The sequence below is a fragment of the Corynebacterium pilbarense genome (assembly GCF_026930265.1).
Classification (GTDB): Bacteria; Actinomycetota; Actinomycetes; order Mycobacteriales; family Mycobacteriaceae; genus Corynebacterium; species Corynebacterium pilbarense.
Map to the genome: position 1 here is coordinate 183,307 of NZ_JANRML010000001.1, position 13,110 is coordinate 196,416.

The following is a 13,110-nucleotide window of genomic DNA, read 5'->3' on the forward strand; positions in this document are numbered from 1 at the left end:
ACATGTCGAGCACCAAGGCAACTTCGACACACACCTCCACCGAGGCAGCGGACGCAGGCAACACCGTCGCCGCACCCGTGAAAGCGAAGCGATCGGCGGAGACGCTGTACGACGGCACCGGCGCCATCGACTTCGTTGGCCGCCGCAAGCTGTGGTACGGCATCACGCTCGCGCTTGTGGTGATCTCCCTGCTGGCCATGCTCTTTCGCGGCTTCAACATGGGCATCGACTTCGAGGGCGGCACCAAGATGACGATGCCGGCCGGCGAGCTCGTGGCCGAAGAGGTGGAGGACACCTTCGTCGACGCCACCGGCGTAACTCCGGAGCTGACGCAGATCGTCGGCTCCGGCGACACCCGCACGCTTGAGATCAACTCCGGGCACCTGACGCAGGAGCAGATCGACGCAGCACGCCAGGCGATTTTCGACGAGTACCAGATTGAAGACCACAACGGCGAACCCAGCGCCGACGCGATCGGCGACTCCACGGTCTCCGAATCCTGGGGCTCAACTATCACCAACCGCATGCTGCTCGCGATGGCCGTCTTCCTCGTCGCTGCCGCCGTGTACGTCGCGGTGCGCCTGCAGCGCGAAATGGCGGCCGCCGCGATGGCCGCGCTCATCGTGGACGCTGTGCTCATCGCCGGCATCTACGCACTGTTCGGGCTTGAAATCACCCCGGCGATGATCATCGGCCTGCTCACCGTTTTGACCTTCTCCCTCTACGACACGGTCATTGTCTTTGACAAGGTGCGCGAAAACACTTCTGGTGTGTTGGATTCGCGCCGCTCCACCTACGCCGAAGAGGCTAACCTGGCGGTGAACCAGACGGTGATGCGTTCTATCTCCACCTCCGTCATTTCTGCACTGCCGATTGTGGCGCTGATGATCGTGGCCGTGTGGATGCTCGGTGTGGGCACCCTGAAAGACCTCGCGCTGATCCAGCTCATCGGCGTGATCGAGGGCATCTTCTCCTCGCTGTTCCTGGCAACCCCGCTGCTGGTGAGCCTGGTCAACCGTAAGAAGAAGTACAAGGAGCACAACGCAGCCGTGGAGCGCTTCCGCGCCCGCGGTACCGGCGAGCTCGAAGACGAGGCCGTCGAAAAGGTCGCCCCCGAAAAGCGCCAAGTTGCTGCTCCGGTGCGCCGTGCCGGAAGCTCTTTCGACAGCGCTGATGGGGCTATCGGTTCCTCAACCTGGCGTCCGGGCAGGTAGACGGCGGTAAACCATGTCAGGACGTTTCACCCGTGCGGTCGCAGCGGTGGCTGCAGCAGCTGTGAGCATCTTCGCTCTAACCGCGTGCGACACAAATGACAGTGAGAATGAAGAGTCGAAGAAGCTGTTCGGCTACCAAGCGCTCGGCGAGTTGCGCACCACCAACGCTGGCACATTGGAAGGTACCACCGACCTAGCGGAGCAGCTTTCCGTGCGCCTGTATCCGGGGGTGTACGTGCCGGGGCCGAGCGGGCAGATGATTCCGAACACGGACTTGGTTACCACCCAGGTCCTGCCGAGCGATCAGCGCAAGGTGATCTACACGCTGTCCGACGCCGCAGTGTTTTCCGACGGCACACCGGTGACCTGTTCCGACTTCCTGCTCACGTTTACCGCGGGGCACTATCCCAGCATGTTCGGCTCCCACATGCCTCTGTTCGACGACACTGAGGAGCTGTCCTGCGCCCCAGGGGCCAAGGAATTCACGCTCACCTTCAAGGAGAAGCGTGGCGCTCGCTGGCGCGGGCTTTTCGACGCCGGCACCGTGCTGCCCGCTCACGCAGTGGCGGCCAAGTTGGGCAAAAGCCTCGAAGAGCTCGACAGCGACTTGCAATCCAACGATTTTTCCCGCCTGAAGCCAATCGGCGACGTGTGGCGCCACGGCTTCAGCCTTGCCGAGTTCGATCCTGCACTGCAGGTGTCCTTCGGGCCGTTCAAGATCGCGGAGGTGGGGGAGCAGGGTGAAGTGACGCTAGTAGCCAACGAGCACTACTACGGTGATGCGCCGCAGACCCCGGAAATGGTGATCTGGCCCGGATCCGCTGATTCCGGCGAGTTGGCAGAGGACGAGGCGCTGCGCATCGGTGACTTGCGGGAAACCTCGCCGGCTTGGCACGACGTGGACGCCGAAGGCAACCGCCTCAGTGTGGACAGCCAGATCGGTGAACTTACAGAGTCGCTGACGTTCCCGCTCGTCGGTATGTGGGCGATCCACGAGAACCGCCAGGCGTTTGCCAAGTGCGTGGACCCGCGTGCCGTCGCAAAGGCATCGAGCGACGTTGCTGGCATTGACGTGCCGGTCGCGCCGTTGCACGTGCTGCCCCACGCCGACCCGCTGTCCGCGCGCGTCAAGGACGTAGCGGCGCCGAACCTCGACGTGGACATTGAAGGCGCATCCGCGCTTTCCGGCACAGAGATCCGCATCGGCTACCCGTACCCGGACGCGCGTTTCGCCGCCATGGTGGAATCCATCCGCCGCACGTGCGAGCCCGCGGGAATTACGGTGAAGGACGTGACCGAGGGCGGAAAAACGCTCGCGGATCTGCCACGGGCGGAGTACGACGAGTGGGGCAATGAGACCTGGACCGACGGCGCGGCCGACGTAATTCTGCACGCCACGGACCCCATGCGGGAGTTCCCGTCCGCCAACAACCGCGCCCAGGAACTCGGTGCGCTTCGCGCGCAGGAAGCGCACCTGTGGAAGCAGCTGCCGTCCATCCCGCTCGCCGCGCAGCCCCGCACCTTCGCCGTGGATGGCGCAGTGCGTAACGTGGTGCCGTACACAGGTCTTGCCGGCATCGGCTGGAACATGGACCGGTGGCAGCTGAACACAGAGACAACCCCGGCCGAGAAGTAACAGGAGAATCCACACCAATGGCCCCCACACCTATCGACGGCAACCGCTACGCCACCGCCCGCGACGCCCTGAAGGATAAGATCCGTCAGGTGCAGGACTTCCCAGAAGAGGGCGTCCTGTTCGAGGACCTCACCCCGGTGCTCGCGGATCCGGCAGCGTTGAACATTGTGATTGCGGAAATGGCCACCGCCAGCCGCAAGCTCGGCGCCGACCTCATCGGCGGCTTGGATGCGCGTGGGTTCCTGCTCGGCTCGGCTGTGGCGTATGAGCTCGGCACCGGCATCCTGGCCATCCGCAAGAAAGGCAAGCTGCCGCCGCCGGTGATCACTCAGGAGTACACCACGGAGTACAGCTCGGCCGCACTGGAGATTCCGGCGGACGGCGTGGACATCACCGGCAAAAGCATCGTGCTTGTGGACGACGTGCTGGCCACCGGCGGCACCCTCGTCGCCGCTCGGGACTTGATCGAGCGCGCCGGCGGCACCGTCGCAGGCTATGTGGTCGTCCTCGAGGTGTCGGGCCTCGGCGGGCGCAGCAAGCTTGGCGACGCTCCGCTGGTGGTTCTCGGCGAAGAGCAGCCAGATAACGCGTAGGATTACGCTTTTAGTCGCTGGAGAAGTTCTGGAATCGGAGGCTAGGAATGACTGACAAGCCGGTGAAGAGGACAGGCCCCTCCGTGCGCAGCATGTCTGCCCGTCTGGCGCGGTCGCTGACGGGCAACAGCCGTTCGAAGACAAACCCGGTGCTGGACCCGCTGCTGTCGTTGCACCGCAAATTCCACCCCAAGGCAGACGCGGAACTGCTCGACCGCGCGTATTCCACCGCGGAGCGCTTGCACGAGGGAGTTTTCCGCAAATCGGGGGATCCGTACATCACCCACCCGCTTGCGGTGGCGGCCATCTGTGCCGAAATTGGCATGGACACCACCACGCTGGTGGCGGCGCTGCTGCACGACACGGTGGAGGACACCGACTACTCCCTCGACGACCTCACCCGCGACTTCGGACCCGAGGTGGCCAAACTGGTCAACGGCGTGACCAAGCTGGACAAGGTCGCGCTCGGTGCGGCGGCCGAGGCGGAGACCATCCGCAAGATGATCGTGGCGATGGCGGAAGATCCGCGCGTGCTGGTGATCAAGGTGGCCGACCGCCTGCACAACATGCGGACCATGCGCTTTCTGCCACCTGAGAAGCAGGCGAAGAAGGCGCAGGAGACGCTCGATGTCATCGCCCCGCTGGCGCACCGCCTGGGCATGGCGAGTGTGAAGTGGGAGCTGGAAGACCTGGCTTTCGCGATCCTGCAGCCGAAGAAGTACGAGGAGATCGTGCGCATGGTCGCGGACCACGCGCCGTCCCGCGACAGGGCGCTGCGGGAGATCACCGACGTGCTGCAACGTGAGCTTGCCTCCAACGGCATCACCGCCGAGGTGATGGGGCGACCGAAGCACTATTGGTCGATTTACCAGAAGATGGCCGTGCGCGGCCACGACTTCAACGAGATCTTCGACCTGGTGGGCATCCGCGTGCTGGTAGAGACCGTCAACGACTGCTACGCGGCGATCGGCGTGGTGCACTCCCTGTACTCCGTGATGCCGGGCCGGTTCAAGGACTACATCTCCAACCCGCGTTTCGGTGTGTACCAGTCGCTGCACACCACGGTGATGACGCCCACGGGCCGCCCGCTCGAGGTGCAGGTGCGCACCCATGAGATGCACTACAACGCCGAGTTCGGCGTGGCGGCGCACTGGCGCTACAAAGAAACGAAGGGCTCGCACAAGGGCGACCAGTCCGAAGTGGACCAGATGGCGTGGATGCGCCAGCTGCTGGATTGGCAGAAGGAAGCAGCCGACCCGAACGAGTTCCTGGATTCCCTGCGCTACGACTTAGCGAGCCAGCAAATCTTCGCCTTCACCCCGAAGGGCGATGTGGTGGACCTGCCCGCGGGTTCCACCCCGGTGGACTTCGCGTATGCGGTGCACACCGAGGTCGGACACCGCTGCATCGGCGCCAAGGTAAACGGCAAGCTGGTGACGTTGGAAACTGAACTTAAATCCGGCGACAGGGTGGAGATCTTCACCTCCAAGGACCAGAACGCGGGACCGTCGCGCGACTGGCGGGATTTTGTGGTTTCCCCGCGCGCGAAGGCGAAGATCCGCCAGTGGTTTGCCAAGGAGCGTCGCGAGGAGCAGCTCGAGGCTGGCCGCGACGCGCTGGCCGCGGAGGTGCAGCGCGGCGGATTGCCAATGCACCGTCTTTTCACCAACGAGTCCATGCGACAGGTTGCGACCCGCCTGCACTACCAGGACGTGGACGCGCTGTACACGGCGATCGGCGCGGGCAACGTCTCCAGTCAGCACGTCGCGCACCTGCTGATGGACATGTTCGGCGGCGACGACGACGCTGTTGACGCGCTCACGGCACGTACCCCGATGTCGGCGTTGGTGCGCCCGCAGGCCAGCGGCGACGGCCCCGCGATCCTGGTGGAGGGCAGCCCGGATGTGATGGCGAAGCTGGCTAAGTGCTGCCAGCCGGTGCCCGGGGACGCCATTTTCGGTTTTGTCACCCGCGGCGGGGGAGTGTCGGTGCACCGCACCGATTGCACCAACGCCACCAAGCTCAAGGGCGAGCCGGAACGCCTGGTCGATGTCGAGTGGGCGAACCAGCGCTCGCACAAGAGCTCGTCGCGGGCCACCATCCAGCTGGAGGCACTGGACCGAAACGGCCTGCTCACAGAGACCACCGGGGTGCTTTCGGAGGCAAAGCTGCCTATCCTGGCCATGTCGTCTCAGGCGGGAGACGACCGCATTGCCATGATTCGTTTGACCATCGAGGTCTCCGATATCAAGCAGCTGGGGTCCATCATGAATCAGATCCGCAACATCGAGGGAGTCTTTGACGTCTATCGCGTCACTGCTTAACGACGGCCAAAGGTTCCCCTCACCCTCACCCAAGCCTGCCTCCAGGTTTCCAGCAGGTGAATTGTTGGTGCACGCGAGGTTATTTCCCCAGCAAAAGTGAGCGCGGTCTGGGTGGTTGCCCTGCGGGAACGCCGGAAAAGAGATACAAGGAAAGGACACCGTCCCCCGAATTTGAGGAGTTCCCCGTGTTTGATTTCCGCCGCGCTGGCGCGCTGATCGCCGCAACCACCACGACCGCCGTCGTGCTCACCGCAGCACCGTTCGTTGCAGCTGCTGAGGCTGACCAGGTCACCATCAACGTCGCCAACATCACCGACTTCCACGGTCGCCTGGAGTACAACGAGCGCAACAAGGAGATGGGTGCCGCCAACGTCGCCGGCATCATGAACTACATCCGCTCCAAGAACCCGAACACCATTGTCACCAACTCCGGCGACAACCAGGGCGGCTCCGCGTTTATCTCCGCGATCTCTGACGACAAGTACACCATGGACTTCGTCAACGCCATCGGCACCGATGGCACCGCGGTGGGCAACCACGAGTTCGACAAGGGCTACCAGGACCTGATCGAGCGCATCATCCCGGGCACCAACGACAAGCAGATCGGTGCGAACATCTTCAAGGAGGACGGCACCCGCGAGGTCAAGCCGTACATCATCGTCGAGCGCGATGGCGTCAAGATCGCGCTGGTGGGCACCACCTCCAACCTGACCGTAGCCAAGTCCAACCCGGAAAATGTCAAGGGGCTGGACATCAGGGACTCCGCGCTGCAGGTCAACGAGGAAGCCAAGAAGATCAAGGACAACGGCGAGGCAGACGTCGTCATCGCGTTGATCCACGATCCGGCCAAGGAAGCCTCCGAGAAGCTCGACAAGGACTACGTGGACTTCGTCTTCGGCGGAGACTCCCACATCCAGGACATGAACGTGGACGCGGATGTTCCGTACTTCCAGTCCTACGAGTACGGCAAGATCGTCACTGATCTGAAGTTCACCTTCGACAAGGAGACGAAGGGCATCGTCTCCCACTCCGCGGAGCAGTACGACATCACCGACTTGGAGAAGCTCGGTATCACTCCGGACGAGGAGGTCGAGGCTCTTGTCGCGGAAGCCAAGGCCGAGGCTGACAAGCTCGGCGAGAAGGTCGTGGCCGAGGTTGGCGCTACCTTCAAGCGCGGCTCCAATCCGGGTGACAAGCCTGGCACCAACCGCGGCACTGAGTCCACCGCCAACAACATGATCGCCGAGTCCGCTCTGGTCGCCCTTGAGAAGTTCCTCGGGGAAGACATCGACCTCGGCGTGATGAACGCAGGCGGTGTCCGCGACGACCTCGTGGAAGGCGAAGTGACCTACAAGGAGGCATTCAGCGTCCAGCCGTTCAGCAACAGCATCGATGTCGCAACCCTCACCGGCGCGGCTATCAAGGAGGCCCTGGAAAACCAGTGGCAGACCCCGGAGGCCGCAGAAAAGTCGGGTCGCCCGCGCCTGGACATGGGCCTGTCCGACAACGTCTCCTACACCTACAACCCGGACGCCCCGCGCGGTGAGAAGATCACCTCTATCTCCATCGACGGCAAGCCGATGGAGATGGATAAGAAGTACCGCGTGGCAGCATCTTCCTTCCTCTTCGACGGCGGTGACGACTTCATTGACCCGGCTAAGGCGACCGAGCGCAACACCGTGGGCTACAACGACCTGCAGGCGTTCGTTGACTACCTCGAGTCCGGCGCTGCCAAGATCCGCAAGGGCCAGAAGGACGTCGGCGTTGTGCTCCCGGAGGGCGGCCTGAAGGCTGGCCAGAAGAACACCATCGAGCTGACCTCCCTGAGCTACTCCTCCGAGGGTGAGCCGATGGCGAAGACCGCTTCCGTCAAGCTGGGCGAGGCAACCGCCGAGGCCGAGGTGGACAACGAGGTCACCGACGCCGACAAGGGCTTCGGCGAGCAGGGCCGCGCAAAGGTCGAGCTCGAGATTCCGGCCGAGGCCGCAGGTGAGCAGACCCTGGAGATCACCACCGACGCAGGCACCAAGGTGTCCCTGCCGGTGACCGTCGCTCAGGCTGACAAGCCGGCAGAAGACGACGGCAAGGACAAGCCGGCAAAGGAGAACGGTTCCTCCGATGCACCGATCGGTGTCATCCTCGGTGTGATCGCCGCTGTCCTGGTACTGGTGCTCCCGCTGGCACTGGCATACCCGATCGACTCCGTGCTCGGCCCGATCGCGCTGCTGAACAACAACAAGTAAGACGAGCATGAGCCTGATCTGATACAGGTTGCACGCGACAGCGCCGCCGATTCCCCACAATTGGGAAACGGCGGCGCTGCTGTATTGGGGGGGGGACGAAAAGAACCGGCTGCCTAGAACCGGTTACCTCTGGAAAATTCCGTTGGTAGCCGGTTGTAGGGAGCCGGTTGTGTCTACCCGCAGCGGCGCGAGGACTAGCGCGCGAACTTAGACGCGATGGACAGCACCTGGGTGAGCATGCCGATGATCGCGGTGACCACGGCGATCCAGCTCTTCAGCTCCTCCGGGCTCATGTCCTCGATGGAGGAACCTTCCTCATCGGACGAGGACAAGCTGTCCTTGATGGTCTTCTTGTCAGAGTCCTTGTTGTTGGAGTCCTTGGACTTGCTCTCCGCGGTGTCGTTGACCGTGGGAGCAGCGTCGGCGACTGCGGCGCCGGAAACCATGACCGCGGTGGCGGTTGCTGCCGCTGCAAGGCTGGTGCGAAGCTTCATCGAATTTTCCTCACTTGTAAAAATGTGTGTTCTTCTCGGAATGCTAATGGGTGCGCTGGTGGTGCGCTACACCGGACAGCAGAATTTGATGCGATTCCCAGAGCTACGTCGCTTCAGCGCGCACAAGCGTTACTGGACCGTGCTACTTCACGTTCGCCTTTTTGACGCGGACCTCGTCGGCCGGGGCGCCTTCCTGCTGATCACCCTCAACGCCAGCCTCGGCGATCTTGTCCAGGGTGGCAAGACCCTCGTCGTCGATCTGGCCGAAGTAGGTGTACAGCGGCGGCAGCACGGAGTCGCCGTAGTTGAGGAAGAACTGGGAGCCGTTGGTGTCCACGCCGGCGTTCGCCATGGCGATGGTGCCGCGGTCGTAGCGCTGCGGCTCGCTGCTTTGCTGCAGCAGCATCGTCTTGGCCTGCATCATCTCTTCCTCCGAGGCACCCTCCGGGATGCCCGCCTCGGACAGGTCGATGCCCTCAAGCGCCTTGTCGGTGGGCAGCTCGTTAGCGAACTGGAAGCCCGGTCCGCCGGCGCCGGTGCCGGCACGGTCGCCGCACTGCAGCACCTTCAGGCCGTCGCCGGTAGTCAGGCGGTGGCAGACGGTGTCGTCGTAGAAGCCTTCCTCAGCGAGGTACTCGATGGCGTTGACAGTGCAGGGGGAAGCCGCACGGTCCAGCTCCATGCCGATCGGGCCCTGGTTGGTGTCCAGCTCGACGGTGAGGGTGCCCTCGGTGGATACGCCCTCAGTCTTCGGGGTGCCAACGCCGTCGCCGCCCTGCTCCGCAGCCTCGTTGTAGGTGCAGTTCACAGTCGGCGGCAGTGCCTGCTCGCGCTTAGTGGCGATCGGTTCGAACTCCGACGCGTCGAACGGCTCCTGCTCCTCGGTGGTGGACTCGGAAGCAGCGGTGGTTTCGCTGGCTGCGAGATCCTCGCCGCTGTCGTTGTTGGCCGCAAAGTAAATGCCGCCGCCGATCAGCGCGATCACTGCCGCGGAGATTGCCGCCACCGACCACGGGCGGGACTTTTCTTTGCGGTCGCGCGAATCCAGCTCGCTTTTCAGGTGGGACAGGGCTTCTTTGCCACGCTGTTCGTTCGATGCCACTGGGGTTTACACCTCGCCAATTTGTTGGGATGGGCGGAGCTGGACGTCGTTAAGCATCCGCCCCTTGAACGGCTAGAAAGCCTAGCAGCACCGATATAGTGGCCAGCATGAGAATCGCCGGTTTCGCCGCAGGACCCTTTCAAACCAACTGCTATGTCGTAGCTCATGGGGATCGCGCGTTTGTGATCGACCCGGGGCTGGGCGCGCACGAGGCGGTCAGCCAGCTCGCGCAGGAGCAGGGGCTGACCGTCGAGGCGGTGGTGCTCACACACGGCCACATTGACCACATCCGCGATGCCGCAGCGTTCGGGGTGGAGACATTTATCCACCCCGCGGACGCGTTCATGCTGCTGCGAGGTGAGGGAGTCAGCGAGCAGGCACGCCAGCTTTACGACGCCTCCGCCATGCCCCCAATAGAAAACCCCACGCCGCTCGAGGATGGGCAAGCGCTGCAAGTCGCGGGCGTGGAGTTGCGCGTCGTGCACGCACCGGGGCACTCGCCGGGCTGCGTGATGCTTGTTGCAGACGAGGTGGTCTTCTCTGGTGACGTGCTGTTCCGCGGGTCTATCGGCCGTACGGACCTGCGGGTTTCGGACCCGGAGCAGATGCGTCAGTCCCTCCGCGGTCCGGTGTGGGACCTGGCCGATGAGCTGCAGGTGCTACCCGGCCACGGCCCCGCTACGACGGTAGCGCAGGAGCGCGCAACCAACCCGTATCTGCGCCAGGCCAACGCGGACCGCTAAACGGGTACTCGCTCCGGGCGGGGGAGGGCTGGACTAGACTTGCCCGGTGTGAGCGAGAACAAGAACGACCAGTTTCAGAAGCTTTCCGCCCCGAAGGGTGTGCCGGATTACGCGCCGCCGCAATCGGCGGCGTTTATCCATGTGCGCGACGAGTTTGCCCGCCAAGCGCGCATCGCCGGCTACCAACACATCGAGCTGCCGGTGTTCGAGGACACGACGCTCTTCGCCCGCGGGGTGGGCGAATCCACCGACGTGGTGAGCAAGGAGATGTACACCTTTGAAGACCGCGGCGGCCGCTCCGTCACGCTGCGCCCGGAGGGCACTGCCGGCGTGATGCGCGCGTTTATCGAGCACAACATGGACCGCGGTTACCTGCCGGTGAAGCTGAACTACTACGGCCCGTTCTTCCGCTACGAGCGCCCCCAGGCCGGCCGTTACCGCCAGCTGCAGCAGGTGGGCGTGGAGGCCATTGGCATGGACGATCCGCTGCTGGACGCTGAGGTCATCGCGTTGGCCGACCGTAGCTACCGTGCTATCGGCCTGAGCGGGTTCCGCCTTGAGCTGACCAGCCTGGGCGATAGGAACTGCCGGCCGGCGTACCGCGAGAAGCTGCAGCAGTTCCTCTTCGATCTGCCGTTGGACGATGAAACCCGCAAGCGCGCGGAGATCAACCCGCTGCGCGTGCTGGACGACAAGCGCGAGGAAGTCCGCGAGATGACCGCGGATGCGCCGCTGATGCTGGATCACCTCTGCGACGATTGCCGCGCCCACTTCGACGCTGTCACCGCGGCTCTGGACAGCTTCGGTGTGCCGTACGTGATCAACCCTCGCATGGTGCGCGGGCTGGATTACTACACCAAGACAACTTTCGAGTTCGTCCACGACGGCCTGGGTGCGCAGTCCGGCATCGGCGGCGGCGGCCGCTACGACGGTTTGATGGCCCAGATCGGCGGCCCGGATCTGTCCGGCATCGGCTACGGCCTCGGCGTCGACCGCGCCGTCCTCGCCCTTGAGGCTGAGGGCGTCGAGTTGGAAGAGGCTTCGCACCGGGTGGATGTGTTTGGCATCGCCATCGGCGACGAGGCCCGCGTGAAGATGAGCAAACTTATCGACGAGCTCCGCGCCGCCGGCGTCTCCGCCGACATGTCCTACGGGCAGCGCGGGCTCAAGGGCTCGATGAAGGGCGCCGACCGCGCCGGCGCGAGGTACGCGCTCGTGCTCGGGGAGCGCGAGCTGGAGGCCGGCGAGGTGGCGGTGAAGAACCTCGCGGAGCACTCGCAGGAGTCCGTGGCGCTTTCGGCGCAGGCGGTGACCCAGGCGGTCACCGGCGCGGGAGCTTAAGTTCTAGCACTCGGTGATGTTCACCGGCAGGCCCAGCTGCACCGCCAGGCCGCCCATGGACGTCTCCTTGTACTGCGTCATCATGTCGCGGCCGGTGGCGGCCATGGTCTCCACCACGTCGTCGAGGGTGACAATGTTGGTGCCGTCGCCAAGCTTGGCCAGGCGGGCGGCGTTGATGGCCTTCACGCCGCCGATGGCGTTGCGCTCGATGCACGGCACCTGCACCAGCCCGCCGACGGGGTCGCAGGTCAGGCCCAGGTTGTGCTCGAGGGCGATCTCCGCGGCGTTTTCGACCTGGGCAGGCGTGCCGCCGAGGGCGGCGCACATGCCGGCGGCCGCCATAGACGACGCCGAGCCGACCTCGCCCTGGCAGCCCACCTCGGCACCAGAGATCGACGCGTTCGTCTTGATGATCGACCCAACCGCGCCCGCGGTAAGCAGGAAGTCGCGGGCGCGCTCCGTGGAGAAGTCGTCGGTGAAGTCGCGGCAGTAGTGCATCACCGCGGGGATGATGCCGGCGGCGCCGTTCGTCGGCGCGGTGACCACCTGGCCGTGCGCGGCGTTTTCCTCGTTGACGGCCAGCGCGTAGAGGTTGACCCACTCCATCGCGTCCAGCCCGCGGGCAGTGGACGCTTCGTACTCGGCGGTGAGCAGGCGGTGGAGACGGTTCGCGCGCCGCCTGACGTTCAGCCCACCGGGCAGGGTGCCCTCAGTCTTCAAACCGTGTGCGACGCATTCCTGCATCACGTTCCACACCGCGTCCAAATGGGTGTCGAGCTTTTCGCGGCCGTGGATGGACTCTTCGTTGGCGCGCATGATCTCGGCGATGGTCAAGCCGGTCTCGTCGCAAAGCTGCATGAGCTCCGCTGCGGTGTTGAAGGGGTAGGGCACCGACGGAATCTCACGGGCGGAGGCCACGCCGGTTTCGTCGCGGTGTGCCTCCATCTCCCAGCGGTCCTGAATGAAGCCGCCGCCGACGGAGTAGTAATCCTCGCGCTCGGCAAGCACATTGCCGTTAGCGTCCCAGGCGTCGAAGATGAGGCAGTTCGGGTGCGCCGCCACAGGAGCAGGGTCGAACCGCAGCACGTATTCGACGGTGCCGGCGGGCCCGGAAATGCTGCCGGTGGCGGGAATCGGCTCTCCCGGTTTCGGCTCGACATCAGCCGACGTGGTGGTCGGGGTGTAGCCGACAAGGCCCAGCAGCGCTGCGCGGTCGGTGCCGTGGCCGACGCCGGTGGCCGCGAGAGATCCGCGCAGCTCCACCAGCACCTTGGCCGGGAAGCTGTCGAGTTTTTGTATGAACGTTTGGGCGGCGCGCATCGGACCGACTGTGTGGGAGGAAGACGGGCCGATGCCAATGCTGAACAGGTCGACAACGCTTACAAAGTTTGCAGACATGTCGCGGATACTACAGCACGAA

General features: G+C 64.3%; 10 protein-coding genes. 7 read left to right on the forward strand and 3 right to left on the reverse strand.

Translation table 11 applies throughout. The features are described 5' to 3' along the window. The first annotated feature begins 2 nt into the window (after nt 1–2). The 5 genes from secF to NUW87_RS00935 all read left to right on the forward strand — a co-directional run bounded on the left by secF (nt 3) and on the right by NUW87_RS00935 (nt 8,010). A complete protein-coding gene (secF, locus tag NUW87_RS00915; RefSeq protein WP_269026868.1) occupies nt 3–1,214 on the forward strand; it encodes a protein translocase subunit SecF in 1,212 nt (403 codons plus the stop codon). 13 nt (nt 1,215–1,227) lie between these two features. Beyond that, nucleotides 1,228–2,850, forward strand: coding sequence for an ABC transporter substrate-binding protein (locus tag NUW87_RS00920; RefSeq protein WP_269026869.1), 1,623 nt, complete (start codon nt 1,228–1,230; stop codon nt 2,848–2,850). Nucleotides 2,851–2,867: 17 nt separating this feature from the next. Beyond that, nucleotides 2,868–3,443 carry an adenine phosphoribosyltransferase gene (locus NUW87_RS00925; RefSeq protein WP_269026870.1) on the forward strand — a complete coding sequence of 192 codons (576 nt, stop codon included), beginning with the start codon at nt 2,868–2,870 and terminating at the stop codon, nt 3,441–3,443. Nucleotides 3,444–3,490: 47 nt separating this feature from the next. Then, nucleotides 3,491–5,767 (forward strand): RelA/SpoT family protein, encoded by a 2,277-nt coding sequence (locus NUW87_RS00930; protein ID WP_269026871.1) that lies wholly within the window; start codon nt 3,491–3,493, stop codon nt 5,765–5,767. Between the two features lie 185 nt (nt 5,768–5,952). Further along, complete coding sequence (locus NUW87_RS00935; protein ID WP_269026872.1) at nt 5,953–8,010, forward strand: bifunctional metallophosphatase/5'-nucleotidase; 2,058 nt, start codon at nt 5,953–5,955, stop codon at nt 8,008–8,010. Between the two features lie 194 nt (nt 8,011–8,204). Here the strand turns inward: NUW87_RS00935 and NUW87_RS00940 are convergent, their stop codons facing one another. Together NUW87_RS00940 and NUW87_RS00945 are read right to left on the reverse strand one after the other, a co-directional pair. Continuing rightward, nucleotides 8,205–8,504, reverse strand: coding sequence for a hypothetical protein (locus NUW87_RS00940; RefSeq protein WP_269026873.1), 300 nt, complete (start codon nt 8,502–8,504; stop codon nt 8,205–8,207). Between the two features lie 142 nt (nt 8,505–8,646). Next, nucleotides 8,647–9,606 carry a peptidylprolyl isomerase gene (locus NUW87_RS00945; RefSeq protein ID WP_239218223.1) on the reverse strand — a complete coding sequence of 320 codons (960 nt, stop codon included), beginning with the start codon at nt 9,604–9,606 and terminating at the stop codon, nt 8,647–8,649. Nucleotides 9,607–9,713: 107 nt separating this feature from the next. Between NUW87_RS00945 and NUW87_RS00950 the strand changes: the two genes are divergently transcribed. Continuing rightward, nucleotides 9,714–10,349, forward strand: a complete 636-nt coding sequence (locus tag NUW87_RS00950) for an MBL fold metallo-hydrolase (protein ID WP_269026874.1) — start codon at nt 9,714–9,716, stop codon at nt 10,347–10,349. A 48-nt stretch (nt 10,350–10,397) separates the two neighbouring features. Next, nucleotides 10,398–11,690, forward strand: coding sequence for a histidine--tRNA ligase (hisS, locus tag NUW87_RS00955; protein WP_269026875.1), 1,293 nt, complete (start codon nt 10,398–10,400; stop codon nt 11,688–11,690). A gap of 3 nt (nt 11,691–11,693) precedes the next feature. Here the strand turns inward: hisS and NUW87_RS00960 are convergent, their stop codons facing one another. Next, the gene (locus tag NUW87_RS00960; protein ID WP_269026876.1) at nt 11,694–13,088 is read right to left on the reverse strand and encodes an L-serine ammonia-lyase; all 1,395 of its coding nucleotides are present in this window, start codon (nt 13,086–13,088) and stop codon (nt 11,694–11,696) included. Between the last annotated feature and the right edge of the window lie 22 nt (nt 13,089–13,110).

Bases quoted from the DNA above. Each gene is read 5' to 3' on its own strand.
- secF (WP_269026868.1), top strand. From the start codon at position 3: ATGTCGAGCACCAAGGCAACTTCGACACACACCTCCACCGAGGCAGCG.
- NUW87_RS00920 (WP_269026869.1), top strand. From the start codon at position 1,228: ATGTCAGGACGTTTCACCCGTGCGGTCGCAGCGGTGGCTGCAGCAGCT.
- NUW87_RS00925 (WP_269026870.1), top strand. From the start codon at position 2,868: ATGGCCCCCACACCTATCGACGGCAACCGCTACGCCACCGCCCGCGAC.
- NUW87_RS00930 (WP_269026871.1), top strand. From the start codon at position 3,491: ATGACTGACAAGCCGGTGAAGAGGACAGGCCCCTCCGTGCGCAGCATG.
- NUW87_RS00940 (WP_269026873.1), bottom strand. From the start codon at position 8,504: ATGAAGCTTCGCACCAGCCTTGCAGCGGCAGCAACCGCCACCGCGGTC.
- NUW87_RS00950 (WP_269026874.1), top strand. From the start codon at position 9,714: ATGAGAATCGCCGGTTTCGCCGCAGGACCCTTTCAAACCAACTGCTAT.
- NUW87_RS00960 (WP_269026876.1), bottom strand. From the start codon at position 13,088: ATGTCTGCAAACTTTGTAAGCGTTGTCGACCTGTTCAGCATTGGCATC.